Origin of the sequence: Olsenella sp. An188 (assembly GCF_002160255.1) — a bacterium.
Taxonomy (GTDB): Bacteria; Actinomycetota; Coriobacteriia; order Coriobacteriales; family Atopobiaceae; genus Thermophilibacter; species Thermophilibacter avistercoris.
The window spans coordinates 526,202-553,108 of the sequence record NZ_NFKF01000001.1 but is presented as its reverse complement, the minus strand read 5'-3'; the positions used below and the strand labels follow the sequence as shown (position 1 = coordinate 553,108).

The following is a 26,907-nucleotide window of genomic DNA, read 5'->3' as shown; positions in this document are numbered from 1 at the left end:
GACGAGGGGCCGGGCAGCCGCGCTGGCTGTCCGGCCCCTCCGCCGTCTATCTGGCCCCGCGCTCCGCCCGCCTTTTCGCACGGGCGAGAAGCGCCACGCGCCGCAGCTCCTTGGCGCGCGCGGGCTCCATCGCCTTCACCCCCTCGAGGGGGTACTCGATGCCGAGGTTCTGGTACTTGGCGCGGCCGAGCGTGTGGTAGGGGAGCAGGTCGAGCCCCACGACGTTGTCCCAGTCGCCGATGATGCGGCCCACCTCGGCGACCTCATCCTCGCCGTCCGTGATCCCGGGGACCACGACGTGGCGGATCACCGTGGGGACGTTCCGGCGCGCCAGCTCGTCCCCGAGCTCGCGGGCGTGGCTCGCGGGCAGCCCGCAGAGCCGCTCATGCCCCTCCGCGTCCGACGTCTTGATGTCGAGAAGCACGAGGTCGCACTCGTCGAGCAGCGCCGAGAAGCGCGCGGCTCCGGCGGCGGAGAACGTGGCGCCGCTCGTGTCCAGGCAGGTGTGGATGCGCCCGGCGGGCGCGGCGTGTGCGGCGCGGAAGAGCGCGGCCACGAAGTCGGGCTGCGCCATCGGCTCGCCACCCGTGACCGTGATGCCACCTCGCCGGTAGAAGGGGCGGTTGCGCTCGAACTTCTCGAGAATCTCGGCGACGCTCACGCTCGTGCCGGGGCCGGAGCCGTCTGCGCGGCAGAACTCCCAGGTGTCGGGGTTGTGGCAGTAGAGGCAGCGCATCGGGCAGCCCTGGCAGAAGACCACCAGGCGCGTCCCGGGGCCGTCCACCGTCCCGAACGTCTCGATCGAGTGCACCCTCCCCACGACGTCCCCGTCACGGGCCACTCCCTCGGTACCCATCGTCACATCCGCCACGTTCCACTCCCGTCCTGTAACGACCCCTCGGCTGAAACAGCCCACCCGGCATTCGCTAAGCAAAGTTTCTGAGCGCTACGCGCGAAGCACTTTGCGTGCGAACGCCGGGCGGGCCCGACTAACAGGTCAGGTTGACGCTACATCGACTCGTGGAACGTGCGGGAGATGACGTCGTCCTGCTGCTTCTTGGTGAGGGAGTTGAACTTCACGGCGTAGCCGGAGACGCGGATGGTGAGCTGCGGGTACTTCTCGGGGTGGGCCTGGGCGTCAAGCAGCGTCTCCTTGGTGAAGACGTTGACGTTGAGGTGGTGGCCGCCCTCCTCGACGTAGCCGTCGATCATGTTGACGAGGTTGTCGACCTGCTCGGGAGCAACGGTGGCGGTGGTCATGTCGGTTCCTTTCTCGATGCGGGGAGGGGCGTCCCTCCCCGCGCTTGGGTCGTCTGACTCAGAAGGGGACGGCCCCCTCTGAGTCACTTGGGGTCGCTAGCAGCAGCCGCAGTCGGGCGCGGGGTTCTCGATCTGGATGTCCACGTCAACGCCCAGGGCGTCGAGGTCGAGCTCGCCGAACATGACCTCGCCCTCCTTGCCGAGCGCGTTGGGCACGATGGAGAACGTGTTGGAGATGCCGTCCTGGGCGTCCTTGAACGGGAGCTTGGCGACGGAGGCGAGCGACGCCACGGCGCCGTGGGTGTCGCGGCGGTGCATCGGGTTGGCGCCGGGGGCGAAGGGCTCGCCGGCGCGACGGCCGTCGGGCGTGTTGCCGGTGGCGTTGCCGTAGACCACGTTCGAGGTGATCGTGAGGATGGAGGTCGTGGGCACCGAGTTGCGGTAGGTGTCGGTCTCGCGCACGAACTTCATGAAGACCTCGACGACGTCGTGGGCGATCTGGTCGACGCGGTCGTCGTCGTTGCCGTACTTGGGGAAGTCGCCCTCGACCTGGTAGTCGGTCACGAGGCCGGTCTCGTCGCGGACGACCTTGACCTTGGCGTACTTGATCGCGGAGAGCGAGTCGGCCACGACGGAGAGGCCGGCGATGCCCGTGGCGAACCAGCGGTGCACGTGCTCGTCGTGCAGGGCCATCTGCAGGCGCTCGTAGCAGTACTTGTCGTGCATGTAGTGGATGATGTTGAGCGCGTTGACATAGACGCCGGCGAGCCAGCCCATCATGTCACGGAACTTCTCGACCACGTCGTCGTAGTCGAGGTAGTCGCCCTCGACCGGGCGGAACTTCGGGCCGACCTGCTCTCCGGTCTTCTCGTCACGGCCGCCGTTGATGGCGTAGAGCAGGCACTTGGCGAGGTTGGCGCGGGCGCCGAAGAACTGCATCTCCTTGCCGATGCGCATCGAGGAGACGCAGCACGCGATGGCGTAGTCGTCGCCGTGGTAGACGCGCATGAGGTCGTCGTTCTCGTACTGGATGGAGCTCGTGGTGATGGAGATCTTGGCGCAGTAGCGCTTGAAGGCCTCGGGAAGGCGCGTGGACCAGAGCACCGTGAGGTTGGGCTCGGGGCTGGTGCCCATGTTCTCGAGGGTGTGCAGGTAGCGGAAGGCGGTCTTGGTGACCATGGAGCGGCCGTCGACGCCCATGCCGCCGAGCGACTCGGTGACCCACTGCGGGTCGCCGGAGAACAGCTCGTTGTACTCGGGGGTGCGGGCGAACTTGACCATGCGCAGCTTCATGACCAGGTGGTCGATGATCTCCTGCGCCTCGGCCTCGGTGATGATGCCGGCCTTGAGGTCGCGCTCGGCGTAGATGTCCAGGAAGGTGGAGTTGCGGCCGATGGACATGGCGGCGCCGTTCTGCTCCTTGACCGCGGCGAGGTAGCCGAAGTAGAGCCACTGCACGGCCTCCTGGAAGGTCTTGGCCGGGCCGGAGATGTCGATGCCGTAGATCTTGCCGAGCTGCTTGAGCTCCTGGAGGGCGCGGATCTGCTCCGCGAGCTCCTCGCGGTGACGGATCGTGGCCTCGTTCATGGTCTTCTGGGTGCCAGCGTGCTCGGCCTTCTTCTCCTCGATGAGGCGGTCGACGCCGTAGAGGGCCACGCGGCGGTAGTCGCCGATGATGCGGCCACGGCCGTAGGCGTCGGGCAGGCCGGTGATGATGTGGCTGTGACGGCACGCGCGCATCTCGGGCGTGTAGACGTCAAAGACGCCGGCGTTGTGCGTCTTGCGGTAGTTGGTGTAGATGTTGACGATCTCGGGGTCGACCTCGTAGCCGTTCTGCTTGCAGGCGGCCACGGCCATGCGGATGCCGCCGTTGACCATGAGGGCGCGCTTGAGGGGCTTCTCGGTCTGCAGGCCCACGATCTTCTCGAGCGGCTGGTCGATGTAGCCGGCGGGGTGGGAGACGATCGTGGAGACGAGGTCGGTGTCCATGTCCAGGACGCCGCCGGCCTCGCGCTCCTTGGCAAAGAGGCCCATGACCTCGTCCCAGAGCGTCTTGGTGCTCTCGGTGGGGCCGGCGAGGAAGGACTCGTCGCCGTCATAGGGGGTGTAGTTCTTCTGGATGAAGTCGCGGACGTCGATCTCGTGCTCCCAGTTACCGCCGACGAATCCCTGCCATGCTTCCTGACTCACTGGTCACGCTCCTTGTTGCTCGTCGTTATGTTGGCCGTAGGGTAACGGCACGCTCCAACGTACCAGAGTTTCGGCCCCTTCGTGAGGCTGAAAAGTTAACTTACGTTGTCGTAATGCAAACAACACAACATATTGTGTCGCATCACGACCACATGACATACTCCTTGTGGTTGATGCTTTTTTCTCGAGCAAAATGGATGACCGTTCACCGAGAAAACCCGACCGCTCGCGGCGGCTGGGGAGGAGGCGCGCACAAGGCGAGGGGGCGGGCCGGACAGCCGCCGGCCCGCCCCCTCGAGAGGCGCTTCTCGCTTGAGGTCCGGGCGCTACTTCTCGGCCGCCTTGGCCTCGCCCTCGGGGAAGATCTTCTTGTTCACGAAGAAGAAGACGACCATCGAGATGCCGCCGTTCAGGACCGTCGTGCCGATGTTGTAGATCCAGTCGGGGACGAACATGCCGGCGACGGCGACCCACACGCAGTTGATGGAGTTCACGATGCAGGTGATGATGATGAACGCCACCAGGTACCAGGCAATCTGCGGGCCGACCTTGCCCTTGGAGCGGAAGACGAAGCTGCGTTGGATCGGGAAGTTGATGCACTCGCCGATCACCATGGCGACCATGTAGGCGCAGAAGTAGGCGAGTCCGCCGTGCGCCTGGTCGTAGCCCAGGATGTTCCACTGGAAGGTCTCCCCGAACAGCGTCACCGGGATGCCCGGCCAGCCGAAGGAGGCGTCGCCGAGGAAGGCGAAGGCCGCCGGCAGGAACGTGAGCATGAGGTACTTGAAGACGGTGATCACGTTGGAGACGATGACGAACAGGCCGCCCTCACGGATCCACGTGGCTGCCTTGGGGTGCTTCTCGGCGAAGTTGTTCCAGAAGTTCATGTGCTTGCTCCTTGGTTCGTGTGCGGGGACGGCCTAGCCCAGCAGGCGCCGGGTCTGCCCGTTCTTGACGAGGTTCATGACGAAGGCGAGCAGGATGGGGACGAGGATCCACAGCACCCAGAGCAGGATGGCGATCCCGACGCCACAGTTCAGCAGCAGCGCGAGCGCGAACAGGACGACGCCTCCCCAGCCAAAGCCCTTGACCTCGCGGACGAGCGCGTCGACGACGCCCATGTCCGCCATGCCGTTGGTCATCTTGCCGATGGCGCGCAGCGGCATGTTCCAGATGAACAGGACGTTGAGGTTGGGCTGGCCCTTGCGGTCGGCGGAGTTCTTGAGCGTGCGCAGGACCACCCAGACGATCCAGAAGATGAGCGAGCGCCCGTGGTTGAGGTCGCGGAAGCACACGTTGCGCTCGATCCGCGCGCGGCCGTCGGGGATGGGGTGGCCGAGAAGCGCCGAGAAGTGCCCGTCGTCGACCTTGAGGACGTTGGCGACCTCGTACGGGGCCACGTCGACGCCCTCGTAGGGGTTGGGGGCGCCGGTGCCGTCGAGCGTGACGGAGGCGGTGAGGCGGACGTCCTCGGAGGAGGCGCCGACGCGCAGCTCGTAGGTGCCGCCCTCGACCTCCCAGGAGTTGGTCTTGACGTTGAAGTAGCGGAAGGAGGACTCGTCGAGCGGGATGCTCACGCGACGGCTCTCGCCGGGCTCGAGGTAGACCTTGGCGAAGCCCTTGAGCTCCTGCTCGGAGCGGAAGACCTCGTGGTCGGGCTTGGCCACGTAGAGCTGGGCGACCTCGGCGCCGGCGCAGGTGCCCTCGTTGGTGAGCGTGAAGGTGACGCCCTCGGCCGACGCCTCGAGCTCGGAGTAGGAGAAGCTCGTGTAGGAGAGGCCAAAGCCAAACGGCAGGGCAACGGGGACGTGCGCGGTCTGGAAGTAGCGGTAGCCGACGTAGATTCCCTCGCGGTACTCGGCGTTCCTGTCCTCGGAGGGGAAGTTGGCCGAGGAGGGCACGTCGGAGAGGCGCACCGGCCAGGTCTCGGTCAGCTTGCCGGAGGGGCAGACGAGGCCGCGCACCACGTCGAGGGCGGCGCCGGCGCCGGCCTGGCCCCCGAGCGCGCAGTAGAGCACGGCGCGGGCGTCGGCCATCCAGTCGGTCTCGACGCACGAGCCGGCGGAGAGAAGGACCACGACGTTGGGGTTGACCTCGGCGACGGCGTGGGCGAGCTCGACCTGGTTGTCGTTCAGGCGCATGGTGAGCCGGTCGGCACCCTCGGACTCCTGGATCTCGGTGAGGCCGAGGCAGAGCAGGATCACGTCGGCGCGGCGGGCGAGGTCGAGCGCGGCGGAGCGGCGGGAGGCGTTCTCGCCGCCGTTGCGGTCGAAGCCGGGCTCGTAGCCCACGAGGTCGAGGTCCGTCTCGCCGATGAGGTCGAGCAGGCTGTCGACGCGCGTGCAGTTGACGGCGGAGGAGCCCGCGCCCTGGTAGCGCGGGGTCTTGGCGAAGTCACCGATGAGGGCGACCTTGGCGTGCGCCGGCAGCGGCAGCAGCGAGTCCTCGTTCTTGAGCAGCACGCATCCCGCGGCTGCGGCCTCGCGGGCCAGCGCGTGGTGGGCGTCGACGTCGAAGATGCTCGGGGCGGCGGCGACGGCCGGGCCCACGGAGAGGGCGAGCTCGATGGCCTCGTCGACGCGCTCGTCGATGTCGTGCTCGGAGAGCGTGCCCGCGGCGACGGCGTCCATGAGCTCGCGCGCCGAGCCGAGGCCGGGGTTGGGCATCTCGTAGGTGGAGCCGGACGCCACGCCGGCGACGTGGTCGTTGGAACCGCCCCAGTCGGTCACGACGGCGCCGTCGAAGCCCCACTCGTCGCGCAGGATGTCCTTGAGCAGGTGGGGGTTCTCGTTGGCGTAGGTGCCGTTCACGAGGTTGTAGGAGGTCATGATGGTCTTGGGCGCGGACTCGCGCACGACCTCCTCGAAGCCCGTGAGGTAGATCTCGCGCAGGGTGCGCTCGTCGAGGACGGAGTCGGAGGCCTGGCGGCGCATCTCCTGGCTGTTGACGGCAAAGTGCTTGGGGCAGGCGCCGATGCCCGCGGACTGGATGCCGCGCACGGCGGCCGCGGCCATCTTGCCCGTGAGGTACGGGTCCTCCGAGAAGTACTCGAAGTTGCGCCCGCACAGCGGGTTGCGCTTGATGCACAGGCCGGGGCCGAGCAGCGTGCCCACGCCCTGCGAGACGGCCTCCTCGCCCATGGCGGCGCCGACGCGCTCCTCGAGCTCGACGTCCCAGCTGCTCGCCATCGTGACCGCGGTGGGGAAGCAGGTGGCGGGCTCGGAGGCGTTGAGCCCGAGGTGGTCCGCCGCGCCCGCCTGGTGGCGGACGCCGGAGGGTCCGTCGGAGAACTCGACGGACGGGATGCCCAGCCGCTCGATGGGCTGGGTTCCGAAGGTGGTCGCTCCCTGGAGCATGGCGCACTTCTCCGCGAGCGACATCTTCTCAATAAGGTCGGCGTGTCTCATCTGCGCTCCTTCTTGGGGCCTTGTCTTCGCCCTGATGATACGGTGCGGGCGGCAGGCCCCGGCGACGCTGACACAATCGGCCCGTATGCGGACACGATTGGCACGCGCGCAGGGGGAGCGCCCCGGCTCCGAGAATAGCCCGGGGGGCGCCGAGTGGTGCCTGCGTGGCACGAGCGGTCGGTTATGCGGCGCAAGCTGCGCGGGGGTCGCCCGAGGGGCTAGTGCTCGGCGCGCTGCTCCCTGATCGCGGGGACGATGCGCTTGACGACCCAGAAGATGACGATGACGGCGATGATCGCGTAGATGACGTACTTCACCACGTCGGAGATCCACTCGGCCTGGGCGGAGACGGTGGCCCAGGCGCTGCCGGCGGCCGCGCCGAGGGACACGAGCACCGTGTTCCAGACGGCGGAGCCGACGAGGGTGTAGAGCGCGAAGCGAGCGGGGTTCATCTTGGCCGTTCCGGCGGGGATGGAGATGAGGCTGCGCACGATGGGGACGCAGCGGCAGATGAGGACGGTGATCTGACCCTTGCGGTCGAACCAGTCCACGGCGCTCGCGACGTCGTCGGGCTTGAAGCCGAGCAGGCGCATCGGGCGCGTGGCGAAGAAGCGCATGAGGCGCTCGCGCGAGAGCAGGCGCCCGATGCCGTAGAGGAGGAAGGCGCCGACGACCGAGCCGACGGTGGCCGCGACGATGGTGATCGGCAGCGTCATGTCCGTCGTGGTGGTGAAGAAGCCCGAGAGGGGCAGGATGAGCTCGCTCGGGATGGGCGGGAAGATGTTCTCGAAGAGGATGAGGCCGGCTACCGCGAGGTAGCCAAACTGGTTGATGAAGTCAAAGAACGCAGCCTCCATGGGGCTCCTTCGTCTTGGCAGCGGGGCCCGTCAATTATCGCCGTCCCGGGGCGGCGGGCGACAAAAACCAGCGATTGCACAGAAGTTTGCGGCACCTTGACGAAGTTCTTGAGCGCGTCGTCGATGAACTTGACCGTGTCGTCCGCGCGGTTGGCGGCGTAGCGGATGGAGTCGATGTCCACCTCCTTGGCCGCGGGGATGGGCTCGGCGATGGGCTTGGCGAGGCGCGGGAAGCGCGTGTACCAGAAGTTGGTGGAGTCGCGGTAGCCGTAGTCAACCGGCACGGGCGGGAAGCTCGACTTGGTGACGCCGTTCACGACGGCGTCGTAGTAGCGCTCCTTCATGAGGATCTTGTCGATGCGCAGGATGAAGTGAGCTCCGTACTTGGAGGTGATGCCGTTGAAGTCGTTGTAGGGGCCGGGGTGGCCGTCGTCGATGTCCTCCGCGCGGAACTTGTCGGCGCCCTCGAGCTCGGCGGCCCGTGGGGCTACGCCAGTGCGCTTTGCTGCTGGGCTGCCCCCGCGGGAGCGTTCTCCGTGAGGTACTCCGCGTTCGTCTCAAAGAAGACCATGCAGTCCTGTGCGCCAGGCGGGCAGGGTCTCGTGGTGCTCTCCGGGATGGGCCGCTTGTCGGCGAGAAGCGCTGCCACGTAGGTCCGCATGGCGTCCGCAGCCATGAGCAGGGCCTCCTCGCGGGAGTCTCCGCAGGTTAAGCAGCCTGGCAGATCGGGGACGCTGACCTGCCAGGCACCCCCTCGTCAGGCGAGAGCACGACCTGGTACATGAACCCCTTCATCGCCGCCCCTCTCTGCGTGCGCTCAGCCAGCCGGCTGCGCGTGTGATGTTGGCCCGCGGGGCCGGGCGCCCCCGAGGGCGTCCCGACCCCGCGCCAGGCCGGCTAGCGGCGCCTGGCCGCGAGCAGCGCGCCCACGCCCGCGACCGCGAGTCCCGCGAGGGCAACCGAAGCCGCGATCCCTGCCGCCTCGCCCGTGGCCGGCACGCCTCCGGTGGGGGCCGCAGGCTCCTCGGGTGCGGCCGGCTCGTCCGGTGCGGGCACGGCGAGCGTCTGGTCGGCGTCGTTTATGTCCGCGTGGAGGGCGAGCGTCACGCCGCGCGAGGAGAGCCGCTCGAAGAAGACGACCTCCTCCCCGGCCAGGGCCTCGGCGTCCACGGGCAGGGAGAGCTCGACGTCCGCCTCTCCCGCCTGCGCCACGAAGGTCGTGGTGGCCGTGAGCGGCTCGCCTGCGGCGTCCGTCAGCTCGCCCAGGTCGACGACGCGGCCGCCCTCGTCGCGCCCCTTGAGGTGCAGCGTGGCGGTGAGCTCGTAGGTCTCGCCCTCAACGAGGTTCGCCACGTGCGCCAGGTCGGTCACGACCTGGCCCGCCTCGGCGGGCAGCTCCCGCGTCCCGGTCGCGTCGGCCGTGGCCTGCGTCTCCACCGAGGGCACGCGCAGCGTCTGCTCGGCGTCGTCCACGTCCGCGTGCACGGCGAGAAGAACGCCCGAGCGCCTGAGCTCCTCAAAGGCCACGACGTCTCGCCCCTCGAGCGCGGAGGCGTCGTAGTCTATCTCCACCGTCACCTCCATGTTCTGCGCGTTGGCCACGAACTCGCGCTCCGCCGTCGCCTCGCCGCCTCCCGGGGAGGGAAGCACGCCGCCGTCGGAGGTGCTGCCGTCCTCGGCCACGTTCCGCGCGTGCGCGGAAGAGCGCAGCACGTAGGTCTCTCCCACGAGGAGGTTCTCGAGGCGGACGGTGTCGACCAGGGTCCGCGCCCCCGTCTCCGCGCTCGCGCGGCTGCCGGTCTCGTCGTCGTGAGCCGAAGTCGTGACGCTCGGCAGATGCACGGACTGGCCCTCGTCTGAGAGGTCGTCGTGGGACGCCACGACCTCGCCTTCGCACAGCAGCTCCTCTGCCGCGTTCACGGTCTTCCCGGCGAGGGCGTCGGCGTCGAGGTCAAAGGAGATCTGGACCTCCATGCTCGTATTGTCCGCGACGAACGAGGTCTGCCCGGTGTCACGCACCTGCCCGACGACCTTCTCGCCGTCCTCGCCGCCCTCCACGGTGCGTAGGGTCCCGCGCACCTCGTAGGATTCCCCGACGGAGAGGTTCGTCAGGCTGACCGTGTCGGTGACGGTCGAGTCGGCGTAGCTCGGGGCGTCGTGGTCGGCCGTCGCGTCGGAGAGCTGGGTCGTGGCCGCGGCCGGGGGCTCGGGCTCGGGGAGGGTCTCGTCGTCCAGGGTTCCCAGGTCGAGGTTCACGCCGTCGCGGCTTATGGTCACGAGCGTCGAGACGAGGCGGTGTCCCTCGTTGGCGGCGCAGGGGAGCTCCTCGAGGAGGTAGGTGTCGTAGGGGAGGGCGCCCAGGTTGTCCGCGGGGCTGGTCCGTGTGTCCGTGCGGCCGGAGAACCATATGCCGGAGGCTGCCCTGAGCAGCGTCTCGTCGACGGTTCCGTCCTCGCGCAGGGCGGCGTCGCTCTCGTTGACGCCGCTCTCGCGACCGTTCCAGGAAGCGCTCGTGTCCACCATGCCGTTCTCGTCCGAGACGAGCAGGTGCCACTCCCCGGTCGTCTGGCTCGTCAGGCGGAAGGCCACGTTGGCCATGCGGCGCTGCGTGCCCTCCTCGGCCTTGGTGAAGCTGAGGTCTCCGCGCACGACCTGGTCGTCGACCGCGTCCTTGTCTGCCGTGAGGTCCGTCACGGCTCCGTCCTCGCGAATCTGGAAGGTCTGGGACCAGCCGTCGTTCACGAGGTAGCCCTCGGGCGCTGCGGTCTCGCGCGCCACGTAGGTGCCAAAGGGCAGGGCGTCTGCCTCGGTGGCGCAGGAGCCCCGCTCGTCGGTCACGAGCGTGAGGACGACCTCGCCCGGCTCGAAGGTGGCGTCGTCTACCACGACGGCGTGCTCGGACGCGTTGGCGATCTCGATGCGCGCGCCCGCGAGCGTGGCCGCCCCCAGCGGCAGGGAGGCGTCCTCGGCGCCCGCGCCCAGAAGCTCGCGGTCTACCTTGCGCAGCTCCGCCCCGCCGCGGATGACGTCGTCGGCCACGGCGTCGGTCTCGGAGGTGAGGTCGGCCACCTGCCCGTGGGAGCGGATCTCAAAGGTGCGGCTCCACCCCTCGTTCACGAGGTAGCCCTCGGGCGCGGCGGTCTCGCGAATCTCGTAGGTGCCAAAGGGCAGGGCGTCCGCGGCGCTTCTCGCCTCGCCGGACTCGTCCGTGGCGACGGTTGCCACGGCCTCGCCCACCTGGTAGGTGTGGCCGCCCACCACGACGGCAGCCGCGCTCTGGTTGTAGATCGTGAGCTCGGCGCCCGCGAGCGTGGCGTCTCCCTGCGGGCTCGAGGCGCCCCAGTCGAGGTCTGCCTTGCGCGCCACGACCCCGCCCCGCGCCACGGCGTTGGAGAGCCCCTCAAGACGAACCACCTGGCCGTCCTCGCGGACCTGGAAGGTCTGGGACCAGCCCTCGTTCACGAGGTAGCCCGCCGGGGCGGCCGTCTCGCGTGCCTGGTAGGTGCCAAAGGGGAGCGCCCGCGGCTCGGTCGCGGCCTGCCCGGAGGCGTCCGTCACGATGCGCGCGACGACGTCGCCGGGCTGGTAGAGCACGCCGTTCACGAGTACCGCGGACTCGGAGCGGTTGTAGATGGAGATCTCTGCCCCGGAGAGCGTGGCGTCGCCCTGCGCGCTGCTCTCCCCCAGATCAGCGTCTGCCTTGGCGACCTGAGCCGCCCCGCGGACGACCTCGTCGGCGAGCGTCTGCGCCTGGACCACCTGGCCGTCCTGCTGGACGGAGACGGTGACGGACCACGTGGCGTTGAGCCGGTAGCCCTCGGGCGCGCTCTTCTCGCCGAGTCGATAGGTGCCATAGGGCAGGGCGTCCGCCCCCGTGGAGGCGGTGCCGTCAGCGCCGGTCACGATGGTCATGACCTCCTCGCCGGGGGCGTGCTCGGCGCCGTCCACGAGCACGGGGGCGGCCGAGGCGTTCACGATCGAGATGGCGGCGCCCGCGAGCGTGGCGTCTCCCTGGGCGACGCCCTCCTCGAGCTCGTGGTCTATCTTGGGCACGGAGACGCCTCCGCGGACCACCTCGTCGGCAACGGCCGGCGCGACAAAGGCCTCCACGGTCTCAAGCGTGCCGGAGGACGTGACCCGCTGCAGGTGAAGCGACGTGTCCGTGACGAGGTAGCCGCGCGGCGCACGGGTCTCCTGGACGGTCACGGTGCCGAGCGGCAGGACCACGTCACCGGCCGAGTTGGTGTAGAGGGCGTCCCCGCTCACGAGGTGGTTGGCGTCAAGCGAGGCGGTCCCGTCCGCGCCTGTGGCGACGACCCAGGTGCGCGTGGCCTGCCCGGGCAGCTCGTCTGCGGAGCCGTAGGAGCCCGCGTAGTAGCGGACCGTGAACTCGGCGCCCGCGAGCGTGGCGTCGCCCTGGGCGGTGCCGGCCGAGGTCTCCGCGTCGACCTTGGCAATGACCACGGTGACGGGGTCGGCCTGCGGGGCGTCGCTCACGTCGAGGCGCGTCGTCGAGGCGCTCTCCACGCGGACCTCGTGGGTCTGGGAGTCGAGCGCAAAGCCGCTCGCGGGGGTGATCTCGCGCACGTGGTAGGTGCCCACGGGGAGCCCCGCGGCGACCGCGCGGCCCGTCGCGTCGGTCGTGAGGCGCACCACCTCGGAGGCTGCGTCGCACTCAGGGCTCGAGTAGACGCCGTAGACGGCGCCCGCGAGGTCGTAGAGGTCGTTTCCGCCCGAGAGCGCCGGCCGCGCGCTCGTCTTGGCGAGCTCGAGCGTGCCGGTCGGGTTGGTCCTGGTCACCATGCCCTGCAGGACGCCGTCCGGGCTCGGCCAGTACACGGCGCATCCGGCCTCGGGCCCGCCGCCCCCGGCGTCGGCGTACGCCTGCGCCTCGGAGAGCATCTGTGAGACGGCGTCGCGCACCGCGGCGTAGGTCCTCGTGAGCTCGTCGTGCACCTCGGCGTGGCTGCCCGCCTTGTCGGGGAGCGCGAGCCAGAGCGCGTACTGCGTCGCCACGTAGAACTTGCCCGGCGTGCAGCCGTACCCCTCGGTGCGCGTCGAGGAGTAGCCGTGGTAGAGGATGTAGTCGACCAGGGGGCTGCCCAGCGCGTAGCCTCCCGAGAAGGTCGTGCCCGCCCCCGGCGTCGCCATCGTCTTGTCCCCGCAGTAGGCCGTCGCCTCGACGACGCCCGCTCCGGAGGCCTCGAAGGAGTGGAAGTTCCTGAACGGTGCGTTGATGTCGGGCCAGTCCTGGATGTCGGTCACCCTCGTGACGGTCATGGTGCCCTGGCTCGCCGCCGCGGCTCCGGCCCTGCCCGCGACTCCGAGTGCCTGCCCGAGCGCAAGCGCTAGGGCGAGCAGCACGGCCCAGGCCCTTCTCGCCGTGCCCGCCCTCCTCCGGGGCCTCGCTGGTCGTGTCTCTCTCATGTCCTCTCCCTCCTGTCTGGCTGCGGATTGGGGGAGGGAGCGTATCAGGACGAGCCTTCCGGGAGACTTCCACGTGGCTGTCGGGTGTCTTCCACGTGCAGGTCAAGGGGCAAAACCCGGTATGGAGGCTCCGTGTGCGCCCGGCGAGCGGCACAGGTGAGCCGGCCATCGGGCGCGTTGGGGACCAAGTTAAGAGTCTGATGGGTACCGAGGGTGACCGGACGTGATTTTTCGCACGAGGGGGGGGGTTGCGTCGACGTGGGTGCGGTCAACACGAAAGGCAGACGCGGCGTGCGGGCCACTCAGGGCGCTTAGGTTTTTGGGGTTGTGGCAGCAATCGGCGGCGCAGGGCTGCTTAGCAATCCGGGGTTGTGGCGGCCCGAGGGCTCCCCGGCCGCGTTGACCGGAGAGAAAGCCCAGTTGAGGGCCGTGGTTCTTCTCGCCCGGTCGGCCGCGGGCGGGGTCGTGCCTGCCACAACCCCGGATTGCTAAGCAGCCCTGCGCCGCCGATTGCCATAACCCCGGATCGCTAAGCGCTCCGGCGGACCCCAGCCGGCGGCTACAGTGCGGACTCGTAGATCGCGCGCGCGTCGTCGAGCGTGATGCGCCTGAGGTCGCCGAACTCCGCGCCCTTGTTCTGCTCGAGCGTGGCGAGAAGCGCCGGGATCTGCTCGGCCGTGACGCCGAGCTCGCCCAGGGTGCGCGGCATCCCCATGGAGACGAAGAAGTCCTGGAGGGCGTCGATCGTGGCCTCCGCGGCGTCGCGCACGGCCTCCTCGGGGGTCACGTCGACGCCGTCCGCCTCGGCGTCCACAGGCTCGATGCCAAAGACGTCGCGCCCGAAGGAGAGGATGCGCTCGGGGCGGTCGGCCCAGACGTAGCGCAGCCAGGCGGGGAAGATGACGGCGAGGCCGGCACCGTGCGTGATTGAGGCGTCGTGCGCGGAGAGCTCGTGCTCGAGGGCGTGGCTCTCCCAGCCGCCTGCTCGACCGGCGGGGCTGGCGTTGCGCCCGAGCCCGGCGAGGTCGTTGTGGGCGAGGGTGCCGGCCCACATGACGTTGGCGCGGGCGTCGTAGTCCTCGGGGTCGGCGAGTGCCCGCGGCGCCTCCTGCATGAGCGCGCGGACCAGGGCACAGGCGATGTTGTCGGTCACGGGGACGGGGCCCACGCTCGAGAAGTAGCGCTCCATGACGTGGGCGATCATGTCGGTGACGCCCGCGGCGGTCTGGTACGGGGGCAGGGTGAAGGTGAGCTCCGGGTCCATGAAGGCAATGACCGGTCGGTGCAGCTCGCTCGAGAGGCCGCGCTTGAGCTGACACGCGTCGTTGGTGATGACGGCCGAGGCGCTCGCCTCGGAGCCCGCCGCGGGGATGGTGAGCACGCTCGCCACGTCGAGCTTGCCCTCGGCGACGGGGCTCGCGGCTCCCACGAAGAGGTCCCAGACGTCGCCCTCGTAGGGGACGCCGAGGGCGATGGCCTTGGCGGTGTCGATGACCGAGCCGCCGCCCACGCCCAGCACGAGGTCAGCGCCGCACTCCCGGGCGAGCGTCACGCCCTCGCGGACGAGGCCGACCTCGGGGTTGGGGCGGACGCCCGCGAGCTCGGTGTGGGCGATCCCGGCGGCGTCAAGCGAGGCGAGCACGCGGCCGAGGGTCCCGGTGCGCACGACCGAGCCCTGGCCGTAGACCACGAGCGCGTGCGCGTAGCCCGCTGAGGCGAGCTCGTCTCCCACGCGGTCGGTGACGCCGCGGCCAAAGACGAAGCGGGTGGGGGAGAAGAACGTGAAGTCGTTCATGGGGGTCCTTTCGACGGGTGTGCGAGAAGAGCTTAGCGCTTGGCGGCCCTTCTCGCACACCCGCTGGCCCCTAGCCGCAGCCGTGTCCTTTGCAGCACCCTTTACCAGCTATTACGTCAAGCTTACATCGGCGCCCTATCGTGAGGGTAGGGTAAGCCGTTGCGGGAGGTGCGTCATGCTCGGCGAGAGGGTTCTCGGCTCGCAGGCCTCGTATCTAGGTAGGCTGGGTGCGCTCAGCGCCTTGCTCTGCGGCGCGTGCACGCTGCCGGCGGCGGCGCTTCTCGCCCTCGAGCCCGCCCTTGGTAACGCGCTCGCACTGGCGACCTGCCTCGTCGTTGCGGTCGCCGGCGCGTGCGTCGCGCGTCGCGGCTAGCTCGACCAAGACATCCTCTCCCAGCGCTCGCGCGTGAGCGCGTTCACGTGGGTGCGTGCCGTGTCGCCGAGCAGCGGGCGCGGCTCGCAGTCGATGACGTGGTCGGGAACAAAGCCGAGCTTCTCCTGCACGCGCCTGCTCTGCTCGTTGCCCTCGTAGTATCCGCACCAGATGGTCTGCAGCGCCAGCTCCTCGAAGCCGTGGCGGATGAGCTCGCGCGCGGCCTCGGGCACGAGACCCCGGCCCCAGAAGGGCCTTCCGATCCAGTAACCCAGCTCCGCTTCCCGCGCGTCCCTTGCCAGGGTGGAGGCGGACCCGAACATGAGGCTGATCGCCCCGACGGGCGCATCGGGCTCGTCGCCGTTGCGCAGCACGAGGGCGTAGGTCTCTGGCATGCTCAGCACCTCGCGGATGACGCGCAGGCTGTCCGCTTCGTCAACGTGGGCGGGCCATCCGGCGCGCGGGCCCACCTCAGGGTCTCGGGCGAGCAGGTAGAGCGCAGGCGCGTCGTCGTCGCGCCAGGGGCGCAGGGTGAGGCGGTCGGTGCCAAGCGTTTTCGGCTTCATGGGACTCCAAACTGCGCGTCGAGGGCCTTTCCCGGTGCATGAAACGTAGCATACTCGCGCCGCCCGCCCGCCCCTCGCCGTCCCGCGGCGGGCGCGAAGTCCGCTCCGCGTGCAATTCGCGCCTTCGATCCATGAAAACGGGGGTCGCGTGTGCAGTTTGGCCCCTCAGTCCAGGCTTATTGGCCCAGTTTACGCAAACAGATTCAATTACTTATCATCCCAACTGGGCAAACGTTCTCGCCGGTCTCGCCGAACCCCAAAAAGTCATGGACCGAGAGGCCAAACTGCACACTGCGTCGGCGATTTCATGGACTGAAGGGCCAAATTGCGCGGCGCAGAGGCTCTCCTGGGTGGAAAAGTGACGCGTCCGAGTTGACGGGTACCCCCAAGGGGTATACTCTCCTGTCAGAGACGACACCCCCTGGGGGTATGTCTACCGTCGAAGGGGAGGGACATGGTCGAGAGGGACTGCTGCCGCGCGGCACACAAGCACACGCCGCGCTCGCCCGAGCTCAAGCGTGACGTCACGCGGCGCATCAACCGCGCGGTGGGTCAGCTCAACGGCATCCGCCAGATGGTGGAGGAGGACCGCTACTGCGGGGACGTGCTCACGCAGCTCGCCGCCGTGGAGTCCGCCGTGAAGGCCATCTCGCGCGAGGTCATGCGCGACCACCTCGAAACCTGCGTGGTCGAGCGTATCCAGGCCGGGGACACCGAGGTCACCGGCGAGGTCATGGACCTCTTCAAGAAGTTCATGTGAGACGAAAGGGACGGTCCCTTTGCCTCACGCGGCGATCGACGACACGAGGGGACTGCCCCTCGAGTCACGGGAGGGGGCTCTGATGAAGGAGACCTTTGACATAGAGGGCATGACCTGCGCGGCGTGTTCCGCGCGCGTTCAGAAGGCCGCGTCCGGAGTAGATGGCGTGGCCTGCGCGAACGTCAACCTGCTCAAGAACTCGATGGAGCTCGACTACGACGGCGCGCCCGAGACGGCCGCCGCCGTGGTCGAGGCCATCGAGAAGTCCGGCTACGGGGCGCGTCGCCGCGCGCCGCGCACGTCCGGGACCCGCGCGGCTGAGCCCGCCGAGCGGCCCGGCGCGGCGGCCGAGCGCGCCATCACCGAGAAGCGCAACCAGCTCGTCGTCTCAGCGATCTTCTCCGTGCCACTCTTTTACGTTGCCATGGGCCCGATGTTCGGCTGGCCGCAGCCGCCCGCGCTCGCGGGCGAGCAAGGGATGATGGCCGCCGCGCTCACGCAGCTCCTGCTCTGTGCGCCCATCCTCGTGGCAAACCGCCACTACTTCGTCACGGGCTTCAGGACGCTCGCGCACCGCGCGCCCAACATGGACTCGCTCATCGCGCTGGGGTCCGCGGCCTCGGCTGTCTGGAGCGTGGCGCAGCTCTACCGCATGGCGCTCGGCTACGGCTCCGGCGACCTTGCCGCGGTGCACGCCGCCGCGCACAACCTCTACTTCGACTCGGCCGGCATGATCCTCACCCTCATCACGCTCGGCAAGTACTTCGAGGCGCGCGCCAAGGGGCGCACGACCGACGCCATCACCGCGCTCATGGACCTCGCCCCCAAGACGGCCACGGTCCTGCGCGACGGCTCAGAGGTCGTGGTCCCCGTGGAGGACGTCGCGGTCGGCGAGCGGGTGGTCGTGCGCGCCGGGGAGGCGGTGCCCGTGGACGGCGTGGTCGTCGAAGGCTCCGCCGCCGTGGACGAGTCCGCCATCACGGGGGAGAGCGTGCCCGCCGAGAAGGGCGTGGGGGCGCGCGTGACCGGGGCCACGGTCTCCACCAGCGGCTGGTTCGTCATGGAGGCGCGCGCCGTGGGCGACGACACCACGCTCGCCGGCATCATCCGCCTCGTGGACGAGGCAACGAGCTCAAAGGCCCCCATCGAGCGCACGGCGGACAGGATCGCCGGAGTCTTCGTGCCGGTGGTGATCGCCATCGCGGCCGTCACGCTCGTCGCGTGGACGGTCGTCGCCGGCGACTTTGCCACGGCCCTCACGCACGCCATCTCCATCCTCGTGATCAGCTGCCCGTGCGCGCTCGGCCTCGCCACGCCCACGGCCATCATGGTGGGCACCGGTCGCGGCGCGGCCAACGGCATCCTCATCAAGTCCGCCGAGGCGCTCGAGACCGCCTGCCGCGTGGACGCCGTGGTGCTCGACAAGACCGGCACCGTGACGGCCGGCTCGCCCGTGGTGACCGACGTGCGCCTCGCGTCCGGGGTGGGCGAGAAGGACCTCGCGCGCGTGGCTGGCGCCCTCGAGCGCAAGAGCGAGCACCCGCTTGCCGCGGCCGTCTGCGCCTACGTGGACGAGAGGCATCCCGGCGCGGACGCCCCGGCGCGGGTCGCGGACTTCGCGCAGGTCCCGGGCGGCGGCCTTTCTGCGACCGTCGACGGCGTCCCCGCCCTCGCCGGAAACGCCCGGCTCATGGCCGTGCACGGCGTGAGGCTCGAAGAGCTGGCGGGCTCCGCCGAGGCGCTGGCCGCCGAGGGCAAGACCGCGCTGTTCTTCTCGCTGGACGGCCGCGCCCTCGGGATGGTCGCCGTGGCCGACCCCGTCAAGCCCACGAGCGCGGCTGCCGTCTCCCGGCTGCGCGCGATGGGCGTGCGCACCGTGCTTCTCACCGGCGACCAGGAGGCGACGGCGGCCGCGGTGGCGCGAAAGGTTGGCGTGGACGAGGTCATCGCAGGCGTGCTGCCCGCGCAGAAGGAGGAGAAGGTCCGCGAGCTGCAGCGCTCCGGCCACGTGGTCGCCATGGTCGGCGACGGCATCAACGACGCCCCTGCGCTCGCGCGCGCCGACGTGGGCGTTGCCATCGGCGCCGGCACGGACGTGGCCATCGGCTCGGCCGACGTGGTGCTCATGCACTCTGACCCCGCCGACGTCGCCACGGCCATGGAGCTCTCCCGCGCAACGATGCGAAACATCCGCCAGAACCTCTTCTGGGCGCTCTTCTACAACGCCATCTGCATCCCCGTGGCGGCCGGCGCGCTCTCGCCGTGGGGCGTGACCCTGAACCCGATGATCGGCGCCGCGGCGATGGGCTTCAGCTCGGTCTTCGTGGTGACCAACGCCCTTCGCCTGCGCACCTGGAAGCCCGCCAAGCCGCAGTCCGCGCCGGCGCCCGCCGACGTGCACATAGAGTCCGCGAGAAAGGATACAGCCATGACCAGGACCCTCAACGTGACCGGAATGATGTGCCAGCACTGCGTCGCCCACGTGACCAAGGCGCTCGAGGGCGTCGCGGGCGTGAGCTCGGTGAGCGTCTCCCTCGAGGACGGGACCGCCACGGTGGAGGCGGCCGAGGATGTCACCGACGAGGTGCTCGTGGCGGCCGTCGTCGACGCCGGCTACGAGGCAGAGGTCGCGTAGGCGAGAAGAACCCGGGGCCGGCGGCCCCGCGCGACTGGCCGGGAGGCCCCGCGGTTGACCTGCGGGGCCTCCTTTGTCAAGCTAGGCTTCGTGGCCGGCTACGGCCGCCGTCTGTGGTCGCGCCCGCTCCTGAACGCCGCTTACCGAAAACTTGACGTCGTCTTAAATTGTAGGCCCACCCCTGCCTCCTGCCCCTAATCTGGCGAGAAGAACGAAGTCGCCGCAGGTGGGTTGGGCGCGCAGGTCAGAGCTGGGCCACAGACCCCCTCCCAATAAAATGGTGTGCTATCTGCGAATTTGGCACCCCCTCATGTTAGATTAAAAAACCTATCCCCCCTCCTTGCTGAAATAGCATCGCGCGTAGCCGGGCCACTGGTCTGCCTTTTGCAGGTGCGCCTGGAGTTCCATGCTGCCAAGAGAAGGGAACGTTGGGATGGATCGCAAGAGCAGAAGGAGCGTGGCGGTAACCGCCGGCCTCGCTGCAGTGCTGGCGCTGAGCCCCGTCGTGGCGCCCGCCGTGACGGCGCTGGCGCAGGAGACGAGCGGCTCCGAGGCGTCAGCTAGAATCGCTAACGAGCTCAAGGTCACTGTGAACTTCTATGCGTCTGATGACGCGGACAAGCCGTTCTTCACCTATACCGATACGTACGACAACAACTGGCTTTCCGGCGGCACCCCAGACGGGAGGCCGACCTTCCAGGAGGCACTTGACGCGCTCTACACCGAGCACCCCGACTACCAGACGGTCGAGGCGTGGCAGGGCAACAACTCCTATGACCTTAGCCAGCTGTGGGACGATCCCGGCCGTCTTCTCGGTGACAAGGCGAGCTATGGTGCGGGGGACAGAGAGTACAACCTGCACCCGTACAAGGAGGAGCAGATTTCCTACACCGTCGTGGACGAGGACAACACCTCCATCGTGTACGGCACCGTTAACACGGTCGTGGGCGCCAACATGTTCGAGGCGATGGCCGACTTCAAGAACCCCGCCAAGGATGGCTTCACGTTCTCTCACTACTCGTGGGGTGAGTACCCCGATAACGAGTTTGGCAAAACTACGTACGCCTCACCCTTGCAGACGACGATTCTTGCGCACTTTGACTTCCTGGGCAACGTTGCCACGGTGACGTTCGACTACAACACGCCGGGCGTCGATGACGTCGAGCAACAGGTCGCGGTCGGCAAGACCGTTTCCGAGCCTGATGTTCCGCAGCGCGATGGCTATACCTTTGACGGTTGGTATACGGATTCCGCTTGCACAAACGCATTCGACTTCTCAACTCAGATTGCTGGACACAGGACCCTCTACGCCAAGTGGACTCCCAAGCAGTTCACCGTCACCTTCGAGGACGGGGTCGAGGGCAACGACGTCGTCTCCTCTACGGTCAGCTATGGCGAGAAGGTCGATGAGCCCACCAATCCGACCCGCGAGGGCTACGACTTCGCCGGCTGGTACACAGACAAGGACTGCACCAAGGCCTATGACTTCACCACTCCCGTGACGGACAACATGACCCTCTACGCCAAGTGGACCCCGGTCGTCGACCCCACGCCCGACCCGGAGCCCGAGACCAAGACCTTCAACGTGACCCTCAACGACGGTCTCGCGGGCACGGAGGACCAGGTCATCACCATCGCCGAGGGCGAGACGATTGACTCCTCCGCAATCAAGGCCCCGACCTACGACGGCTGGACCTTCGTCGGCTGGTTCACGGATTCCGACCTCACCCAGGAGTGGGACTTCTCCACGCCCGTGACCTCTGACATGACCCTCTGGGCCGGCTGGCTGAGGAACGACGTTGACGGCTCCGGCGTCACGGACGACACCGAGACTACGACCGATGACGTCGAGAAGGACGCCAACAAGGCCGAGAAGGACAACGATTCGGCCGTTCCCGACACCGGGGATGCCACCGTCGCCGTGTCCGGCATCGCTGCCGTCGGAGCTGCCCTCACTGGTGCTGGCGTCCTGATCAGGCGTCGTCGCTAGGCGCTCTGAGTCTGTCAGATGCCTTGTCCCCGGTCCCTTTGCGGGACCGGGGACCGACCCAACCGAGAACACAATTCCTAATACAAAAAATTATCCATTTATGAGTTGACTCTCCTCATAATGAAGGAAGGATTCACTGAAATGAATCGTAAGACCAGGAGGAGCATAGCGGTGGTTGCTGGCCTCACGGCCGTGCTGGCCCTGAGCCCCGTTACCGGCGCGCTGACCACCGCTCACGCCGACGAGACCGCTCCTGAGGCCGTCAGCACCCAGTCCGTCGAGGGTGTGGACCCCCAGTCCTTCTCTGCAGAGAAATGGAGCTGGTGGACGAAGGAGTGGCATCTTGGCAACTGGTGGCCATGGGGAGTTTGGCATCCAGAGGTTGACTTTTTCTGGCCCGACGGCCGCTGTGACCTTTGCCTTGCTCCTATTAAGGACGACTGCAAGCCCGGCGGTGACGACAAGCCCGAGCAGCAGCAGGAGGTCCTGACAGTTGTCTTCGTCTTTGCCGATGGGACTGAGAAGAGCGTTGAGATTGAGACGCCCGTGGGCGAGCAGGTTGCCTTTAGCGAGTTCGTCGAAAAGCTTGGCGAGGCAGGCAACGGCATCACTTGGTATTGGGCTGCATACGATGGCGCCCCGGAGGTGGATGCGGAAAACTTGCTTGGTGGTGACGGCCACCACTTGGTTCACGTCTATGAGCACAAGGCGGATGATCCCGTGCCCGAGACCCACAAGGTCACCTTTGACGATCAGGTTGATGGCACCGAAAACTCTGTCGTTGTGGTTGAGGACGGTGAGACGGTTGCCGAGCCCACTGAACCCACGTGCGACGGCTACACCTTTGAAGGCTGGTACACTGAGCCGGAGTGCGTGAACGCCTACGACTTTGACACGCCCGTGACCCAGGACATCACGCTCTACGCCAAGTGGGTCGAGGACGAGGAGCCGACTGACCCGACCGATCCGACCGACCCCGGCACTGACCCCGAGGAGCCCGGCACCGACACGGAGAATCCCGGCGACGGCTCCGGCGACCAGGGCGGCAACACCGACCAGGGTGACACGACCAACCCCGGCGACAACACCACCGACCAGGGCAACGACACCACCAAGCCCGCCGGTGACGCCACCTCCACCGACGACGGCTCCAACGACGACGACGCAGACGAGGATGCCATCCCCAACACTGGTGACGCCACCGTCGCGGTCTCCGGCATCGCCGCGCTCGGCACGGCCGTCGCTGGCCTCGGCGTCTTCCTGAGGCGTCGCAGCTAGCCCGTTCTTCTCGCCAGGCTCTTGGCAGCGCCCCCGGTCCACCCAACGGGACCGGGGGCGTTTTGTGTCGGATGCGTCGCACCGCCGCGGAACTACAATGGTTCGGCTTCACGTTCGAAGGAGGGACTGGCATGGATCTCACCCCAGCACAGCGTCGCGTCGTGTACACCCTCGGCTTCTGCGGCCTCGTCTCCGCGGCCGACAACTGGTTCGTCTCGCCGGCGCTCCCCGCCATCGCCAACGCCCTCGGCGTGGCCGCCTCGGCCACGGCCATCGTGCTCACGGCCTACCTCGTCCCGTACGGCCTCCTCCAGCCCGTCTGCGGGACGCTCGGGGACCGCTTCGGCAGGCTGCGCGTGCTCCGCGTGATCGTGACGGGGCTCGCCGTGGGGACCTTCCTGTGCGCCGTAGCCCCCACGCTGGAGCTTCTCGTCGCGGCGCGCGTGCTGACGGGCTGCTTTGCGGCGGGCATCATCGCCGTGTCGCAGGCCTTCGTCGGCGACGTGGTGGGCCAGGAGCGCCGTGGGGCCGCGGTGGGCGTGCTCATGGGCATCACCTTCACTGGGCAGGGCCTCTCGTCGGGCCTCGGCGGCATCATCTGCGACCTCATGAGCTGGCGCGCCGCCTTCGCGTGCTTCGGCGCGCTCGCCGTGGTCGCGCTCGTCCTCCTGTGGCGCCTGCGCGAGCCCGAGGTCGCCCCGGGCGAGAAGGACCACGCGCCGGCCGCCCCGTCCGCCGCCGGCACGTCCGCCCCCTTCCTCGTCCGTGCCGCGCGCATCTTCTTCGGAAGCCACCGCGCCATCTTCTTTGTTGCCTGCACGACGGGCGTCGCGTTTCTCGGCGTCTACGGCTTCATGGGGACGTTTCTCTCCGAGCGCTGCGGGCTCACTTCGACGCAGGCCGGCCTCATCATGATGCTCTACGGCGTGATGTGCCTCGTGGGCGGCATGGTCTCCGGCAGGATCGGCGCCGCCCGCGGACCGCGCTCCGTCATCCTGGTGGGCGAGGTCTCCGGGCTTCTCGCCGTGGTCGCGCTCGTTGCCGTGACGCTGACGGGCGCCTGGCCGCCGGCGCTTCTCGCTGCTGGCGCGCTCGGGTTTGGCTACATCCTCGTGCAGCCCACGCTCGTCTCGCTCTCCATGGACGCGGACTCCACGCAGACGGGGCTCTGCACCGGGCTCATCGGGCTCGGGGTCTTTGCGGGCGGCGGCGTGGGGTCGGCCGTGGGCGGCTGGCTGCTCTCGGCGACGGGCTACCAGGCGCTCTGGGTTGCCGCGGCGGCGCTGCTGGCGTGCCAGCTCGTCGTGGGTGGCCGCGCGCTGGCGGCGCTGGCCCGGCGCAGCTGTGGGCACGTGTAGGCGCCAACCGACACTTCCGCGGAGAAAAGTGTCGTTTCGCGCCTACGTCGAGTCGCGTCACGCGGTCCAACAGCCGCCCCAAAGCCGCCGCCCTTCTCGCCGCGGACGACCGTTAGGGCTCCGTTACACCTTGCCGCCATCCTTGGAGCTGTCAGCAACCCAGCGAGAAGGGAAGGCGAGCCCCAAATGTCAAACCTGCTTGAAACCCGCGACCTCACCCGGCGCTTCGGGCGCGGCGCCCAGGCCCAGGACGCCGTCCGCGACGTGAGCGTCCACCTGCGCCGCGGCGCCGTGTACGGCCTGCTGGGCCCCAACGGCGCGGGCAAGTCCACACTCCTCAAGATGGTCTGCGGAATGCTGCGCCCGACGTCCGGGCAGATCCTGTTCGACGGCATGCCCTGGCGCCGCGAGGACCTCTACCGGATCGGCAGCCTCATCGAGGAGGCGCCGCTCTACCCCAACCTCACCGCGCGCGAGAACCTGCGCGTGCGCACCACGCTGCTGGGGCTGCCCGAGCGCCGCGTCGACGAGGCGCTCGAGGTCGTCGGCCTCACCGACACCGGCAGCAAGCGCGCCGGGCGCTTCTCGATGGGCATGAAGCAGCGCCTGGGGATCGCGTGCGCGCTTCTCGCCCGTCCCGAGCTCCTCGTCCTCGATGAGCCCACCAACGGTCTCGACCCGCTCGGGATCGAGGAGCTGCGCGAGCTCGTGCGTGGCCTCGCCGCCCGCGGCGTGACGGTCCTCGTCTCCAGCCACATCCTCTCCGAGGTCCAGCAGATGGCCGACGCCGTGGGCATCATCTACGGCGGGCGCCTTGCCTACGAGGCGCCCCTCGCCGAGGGTCAGGACCTCGAGTCCCTCTTCATGGACGTGTGCCGTCAGGGGCGTGCGGCATGACCGGCGAGAAGAACCTCGGGGCGGCCGGGGCGCCCGGCGCCGCGCCCGCAGTCGAGAAGAGCCCGCGCGCCGCGACCCTGCGCTCGGCGCTCGCCGCGGAGGCGCTCAAGCACCGCCACGCCGCGCCGCTGCGCCTGGCCGTCGTCATGGCGCTGCCGATGCCGCTCCTTGGCGCCATGCCCGGGCCCTACGGGCAGTCCTTCTCGGCGTGGAACTACTGGTACACGCTGTTTTTGCCGGTGACGCTGGCGCTCGTTGCAGGCTGCGTGGCGCAGGCGGACGCGCGCACGCGAAACCGGGCGCTTCTGGGCGCGGGCGCGTCGCTTTCGCGGGCGTGGTGGGCCAAGGCGCTCGTGTGCCTGGGGCTCTCGGCGCTCTCCAACCTCATCGTGTGCGCCATCTACGCCCTCGGCGCCTGCCTCGCGCCGGGAGGGCTCACGCCCGCGGGGCTCGCCACGATGCTTTGCGCCGCGCTCGCCGTCACGCTGACGAGCGCGTGGATGATTCCCGCGGGGCTCTTCCTCACGGCGCGCGCCGGTCTTCTCGCCGGGATCTTCCTCCCGCTTGCCGTGCAGGTTGCCGGCGCCTTTGCGTGGTCGCTCATCCCGCTGCCGCAGCTCTTCCCGCCGTCTGCCACGGTGGTGGTCCCCACGTCGTTCATCCCGGTGCTGCCGAGCGGCGAGCCGCTCGCCGCGGACACCGTGCTCGGAGGCGCGCTCGCGTCGGACGGGACGCTCGCCTGGGCGGGAATCGCCGTGGGGGCGCTCGCGTTCGTGCTGCTCGCGGCCGTGACGGCCGCGTGGTTCGACCGGTCGGAGGAGCTGTGAGGTCCGCGGGCGGGCGCGGCGTCGAGCCGCGCATGGGCCTCGGCCGCGCCCTGCGCTCGGAGGCGCTGCGGCTGCGTCGCTCGCCGCTCGTGGCGCTGCACGCGGCCTGCGGACTCGCGGGGGGCTTCGTCTGCGGGGCGTACTTCTCGGTGTCTGCGTGGGACCCCGCGCTCGGTGCCGACGCCTACGTCCAGCTGCTCGGCGCGATGATGCCACTCATGGCGGGGATCTCGTGCGGCCTCGCCGTCGACGAGGAGCGCCGCGCCGGGCGGATGGCCAACCTCACGGGCGCCCCGGCGCGTGGCTCGGCGATCCTGGCCAAGTGGGCCGCGCTCGTGGCCATGGGCGCGGCGGCGCTCGCGCTGGCGGTGGGCACCTTCGCCGCGCTCCTTGCGCTCGCGGGGCGCCTCACGCTGGGCGCGGGCCCGCTCGCGCTGTCCTGGGCGCTCTGCGTGCTCGCAAGCGCGCCGCTCTACGCGCTTCTGCTCGCGCTCGCGCTGCGCCTCGGGCGCAACGCCGCCATCGGGGTGGGCGCCGTCGGCCTGCTGTGCGCGTTCTTCTCGGTGGGAGGGCTCGCGCACGGCCTCATGACCGGCGAGCTCACCGGGGCCGCGCCGGGAGGCGTCTTCGCGCTCGTGCCGTTTGCGTGGCCCGCCCGCCTGGCGTCTCTGGGCGTGGAGGCGGCGATCGCGGCGCCGCGGTCCGGGCTTGCGGCGCAGGTTGCCAACGCGACGCTGGTCACGGGTACCGCGAGCGCGCTTCTGTGCGCGGCCGGCGCGTGCGCGCTCGCGCTGTGGTTTCGCGGCTTCGAGGAGGGGAGGGCCGATGCGTAGGAGCCCGAGGCTCGCGGTCGCGGTACTTCTCGCCACGGTCGCCGTGGTGGCGGCCCTGTGTGCCGGTGCGCTCGCGCGTTCCGGCTGGGGCCCGGCCCTGCAGTCCGTGCTGGACCGCGTGCTGCCCATCCCGTCCGTGCAGATGTGGGCGAGCGCGCCCGAGCCGGACTCCTTCGACGGGTCCTACGCGGACGCCACGGGCGCGGGGGAGAACTACGTCTACCGCGTCAGGGCGGCCGCGGCCGACGGGACGGTTCGCGAGCTCACGCTCATCAGCTTCGGGGCGCGCTCCGGCGGCGAGGGCTGGCTGCGCATCGAGGCGCGCGGCGGCTCGGCGGTGCACTACTGGCCGGCGGACGCGGCCGAGGTTCCCGATGCGGCCGTCGCGGCGCTGGCGCCCTAGCCACGCTTGGCGAGAAGGACCTGCGGCTTGCGGACGTTCTTCTCGCCGCCC

Annotated in this window: 20 protein-coding genes and 1 pseudogene; 10 read left to right on the top strand and 11 right to left on the bottom strand. The window is 69.2% G+C overall.

Going from position 1 to position 26,907, the window contains the following annotated elements:
* Positions 1 to 46: 46 nt before the first annotated feature.
* From pflA to B5F23_RS02380, 10 genes and pseudogenes are all read right to left on the bottom strand, one after another.
* Complete coding sequence (pflA, locus tag B5F23_RS02425) at positions 47 to 856, bottom strand: pyruvate formate-lyase-activating protein (RefSeq protein WP_087351406.1); 810 nt, start codon at positions 854 to 856, stop codon at positions 47 to 49.
* 152 nt (positions 857 to 1,008) lie between these two features.
* Positions 1,009 to 1,260 carry an autonomous glycyl radical cofactor GrcA3 gene (gene grcA3, locus B5F23_RS02420; RefSeq protein ID WP_087351276.1) on the bottom strand — a complete coding sequence of 84 codons (252 nt, stop codon included), beginning with the start codon at positions 1,258 to 1,260 and terminating at the stop codon, positions 1,009 to 1,011.
* Positions 1,261 to 1,356: 96 nt separating this feature from the next.
* Positions 1,357 to 3,450 carry a formate C-acetyltransferase gene (gene pflB / locus B5F23_RS02415; RefSeq protein WP_087351273.1) on the bottom strand — a complete coding sequence of 698 codons (2,094 nt, stop codon included), beginning with the start codon at positions 3,448 to 3,450 and terminating at the stop codon, positions 1,357 to 1,359.
* Positions 3,451 to 3,776: 326 nt separating this feature from the next.
* On the bottom strand, positions 3,777 to 4,337 hold the full coding sequence (locus B5F23_RS02410) for a GtrA family protein (protein ID WP_087351270.1): 561 nt from the start codon (positions 4,335 to 4,337) through the stop codon (positions 3,777 to 3,779).
* A 33-nt stretch (positions 4,338 to 4,370) separates the two neighbouring features.
* Positions 4,371 to 6,857: a glycoside hydrolase family 3 C-terminal domain-containing protein gene (locus B5F23_RS02405; protein ID WP_087351268.1), complete on the bottom strand. Its 2,487-nt coding sequence runs from the start codon at positions 6,855 to 6,857 to the stop codon at positions 4,371 to 4,373.
* A 218-nt stretch (positions 6,858 to 7,075) separates the two neighbouring features.
* The gene (locus B5F23_RS02400) at positions 7,076 to 7,714 is read right to left on the bottom strand and encodes a DedA family protein (RefSeq protein WP_087351265.1); all 639 of its coding nucleotides are present in this window, start codon (positions 7,712 to 7,714) and stop codon (positions 7,076 to 7,078) included.
* Positions 7,663 to 8,058, bottom strand: coding sequence for a hypothetical protein (locus B5F23_RS02395; protein ID WP_087351262.1), 396 nt, complete (start codon positions 8,056 to 8,058; stop codon positions 7,663 to 7,665). Before B5F23_RS02395 ends, B5F23_RS02400 begins: the two co-directional genes overlap by 52 nt.
* Before the next feature lie 143 nt (positions 8,059 to 8,201).
* Positions 8,202 to 8,450 (bottom strand): annotated as a pseudogene (locus B5F23_RS02390) (type II toxin-antitoxin system HicB family antitoxin); the annotation flags it as partial.
* Between the two features lie 161 nt (positions 8,451 to 8,611).
* Complete coding sequence (locus B5F23_RS02385; protein WP_143786338.1) at positions 8,612 to 13,141, bottom strand: SpaA isopeptide-forming pilin-related protein; 4,530 nt, start codon at positions 13,139 to 13,141, stop codon at positions 8,612 to 8,614.
* 559 nt (positions 13,142 to 13,700) lie between these two features.
* Positions 13,701 to 14,936: an iron-containing alcohol dehydrogenase gene (locus B5F23_RS02380; protein WP_087351253.1), complete on the bottom strand. Its 1,236-nt coding sequence runs from the start codon at positions 14,934 to 14,936 to the stop codon at positions 13,701 to 13,703.
* Positions 14,937 to 15,111: 175 nt separating this feature from the next.
* Here B5F23_RS02380 and B5F23_RS02375 point away from each other — a divergent pair, with 175 nt between their 5' ends.
* Positions 15,112 to 15,309, top strand: a complete 198-nt coding sequence (locus B5F23_RS02375; protein ID WP_087351250.1) for a hypothetical protein — start codon at positions 15,112 to 15,114, stop codon at positions 15,307 to 15,309.
* Here B5F23_RS02375 and B5F23_RS02370 read toward each other — a convergent pair.
* A complete protein-coding gene (locus tag B5F23_RS02370; protein ID WP_087351247.1) occupies positions 15,306 to 15,875 on the bottom strand; it encodes a GNAT family N-acetyltransferase in 570 nt (189 codons plus the stop codon). The genes B5F23_RS02375 and B5F23_RS02370 overlap by 4 nt on opposite strands.
* 454 nt (positions 15,876 to 16,329) lie before the next feature.
* Between B5F23_RS02370 and B5F23_RS02365 the strand changes: the two genes are divergently transcribed.
* The 9 genes from B5F23_RS02365 (at position 16,330) to B5F23_RS02325 (ending at position 26,856) form a co-directional block, all read left to right on the top strand.
* Positions 16,330 to 16,635 (top strand): metal-sensing transcriptional repressor, encoded by a 306-nt coding sequence (locus B5F23_RS02365; RefSeq protein ID WP_087351244.1) that lies wholly within the window; start codon positions 16,330 to 16,332, stop codon positions 16,633 to 16,635.
* A gap of 82 nt (positions 16,636 to 16,717) precedes the next feature.
* On the top strand, positions 16,718 to 19,270 hold the full coding sequence (locus B5F23_RS02360; protein ID WP_087351241.1) for a heavy metal translocating P-type ATPase: 2,553 nt from the start codon (positions 16,718 to 16,720) through the stop codon (positions 19,268 to 19,270).
* A 433-nt stretch (positions 19,271 to 19,703) separates the two neighbouring features.
* Positions 19,704 to 21,260, top strand: a complete 1,557-nt coding sequence (locus B5F23_RS02355) for an InlB B-repeat-containing protein (protein WP_158096100.1) — start codon at positions 19,704 to 19,706, stop codon at positions 21,258 to 21,260.
* A 141-nt stretch (positions 21,261 to 21,401) separates the two neighbouring features.
* A complete protein-coding gene (locus tag B5F23_RS02350) occupies positions 21,402 to 22,538 on the top strand; it encodes an InlB B-repeat-containing protein (RefSeq protein ID WP_158096099.1) in 1,137 nt (378 codons plus the stop codon).
* A gap of 131 nt (positions 22,539 to 22,669) precedes the next feature.
* On the top strand, positions 22,670 to 23,896 hold the full coding sequence (locus tag B5F23_RS02345) for an MFS transporter (RefSeq protein ID WP_158096098.1): 1,227 nt from the start codon (positions 22,670 to 22,672) through the stop codon (positions 23,894 to 23,896).
* Between the two features lie 186 nt (positions 23,897 to 24,082).
* Positions 24,083 to 24,793, top strand: a complete 711-nt coding sequence (locus B5F23_RS02340; protein WP_087351230.1) for a lantibiotic protection ABC transporter ATP-binding protein — start codon at positions 24,083 to 24,085, stop codon at positions 24,791 to 24,793.
* Positions 24,790 to 25,620, top strand: coding sequence for a hypothetical protein (locus tag B5F23_RS02335; protein WP_241145771.1), 831 nt, complete (start codon positions 24,790 to 24,792; stop codon positions 25,618 to 25,620). The genes B5F23_RS02340 and B5F23_RS02335 overlap by 4 nt, the downstream gene beginning before the upstream one ends.
* Entirely contained in the window at positions 25,617 to 26,453 is an 837-nt protein-coding gene (locus tag B5F23_RS02330) for a lantibiotic ABC transporter permease (protein WP_206392184.1), read from the top strand. The genes B5F23_RS02335 and B5F23_RS02330 overlap by 4 nt, the downstream gene beginning before the upstream one ends.
* Entirely contained in the window at positions 26,446 to 26,856 is a 411-nt protein-coding gene (locus tag B5F23_RS02325) for a hypothetical protein (protein WP_087351227.1), read from the top strand. Before B5F23_RS02330 ends, B5F23_RS02325 begins: the two co-directional genes overlap by 8 nt.
* The last annotated feature ends 51 nt before the right edge of the window (positions 26,857 to 26,907 follow it).

Excerpts from the sequence above, each read along its gene's own strand:
- B5F23_RS02395 (WP_087351262.1), bottom strand. The coding sequence starts at position 8,058 with ATGAAGGAGCGCTACTACGACGCCGTCGTGAACGGCGTCACCAAGTCG.
- pflA (WP_087351406.1), bottom strand. The coding sequence starts at position 856 with ATGGGTACCGAGGGAGTGGCCCGTGACGGGGACGTCGTGGGGAGGGTG.
- B5F23_RS02335 (WP_241145771.1), top strand. The coding sequence starts at position 24,790 with ATGACCGGCGAGAAGAACCTCGGGGCGGCCGGGGCGCCCGGCGCCGCG.
- grcA3 (WP_087351276.1), bottom strand. The coding sequence starts at position 1,260 with ATGACCACCGCCACCGTTGCTCCCGAGCAGGTCGACAACCTCGTCAAC.
- B5F23_RS02400 (WP_087351265.1), bottom strand. The coding sequence starts at position 7,714 with ATGGAGGCTGCGTTCTTTGACTTCATCAACCAGTTTGGCTACCTCGCG.
- B5F23_RS02365 (WP_087351244.1), top strand. The coding sequence starts at position 16,330 with ATGGTCGAGAGGGACTGCTGCCGCGCGGCACACAAGCACACGCCGCGC.
- B5F23_RS02325 (WP_087351227.1), top strand. The coding sequence starts at position 26,446 with ATGCGTAGGAGCCCGAGGCTCGCGGTCGCGGTACTTCTCGCCACGGTC.
- B5F23_RS02385 (WP_143786338.1), bottom strand. The coding sequence starts at position 13,141 with ATGAGAGAGACACGACCAGCGAGGCCCCGGAGGAGGGCGGGCACGGCG.
- B5F23_RS02345 (WP_158096098.1), top strand. The coding sequence starts at position 22,670 with ATGGATCTCACCCCAGCACAGCGTCGCGTCGTGTACACCCTCGGCTTC.
- B5F23_RS02410 (WP_087351270.1), bottom strand. The coding sequence starts at position 4,337 with ATGAACTTCTGGAACAACTTCGCCGAGAAGCACCCCAAGGCAGCCACG.
- B5F23_RS02405 (WP_087351268.1), bottom strand. The coding sequence starts at position 6,857 with ATGAGACACGCCGACCTTATTGAGAAGATGTCGCTCGCGGAGAAGTGC.
- B5F23_RS02360 (WP_087351241.1), top strand. The coding sequence starts at position 16,718 with ATGAAGGAGACCTTTGACATAGAGGGCATGACCTGCGCGGCGTGTTCC.
- B5F23_RS02370 (WP_087351247.1), bottom strand. The coding sequence starts at position 15,875 with ATGAAGCCGAAAACGCTTGGCACCGACCGCCTCACCCTGCGCCCCTGG.
- B5F23_RS02340 (WP_087351230.1), top strand. The coding sequence starts at position 24,083 with ATGTCAAACCTGCTTGAAACCCGCGACCTCACCCGGCGCTTCGGGCGC.
- B5F23_RS02375 (WP_087351250.1), top strand. The coding sequence starts at position 15,112 with ATGCTCGGCGAGAGGGTTCTCGGCTCGCAGGCCTCGTATCTAGGTAGG.
- B5F23_RS02380 (WP_087351253.1), bottom strand. The coding sequence starts at position 14,936 with ATGAACGACTTCACGTTCTTCTCCCCCACCCGCTTCGTCTTTGGCCGC.
- B5F23_RS02350 (WP_158096099.1), top strand. The coding sequence starts at position 21,402 with ATGAATCGTAAGACCAGGAGGAGCATAGCGGTGGTTGCTGGCCTCACG.
- B5F23_RS02355 (WP_158096100.1), top strand. The coding sequence starts at position 19,704 with ATGGATCGCAAGAGCAGAAGGAGCGTGGCGGTAACCGCCGGCCTCGCT.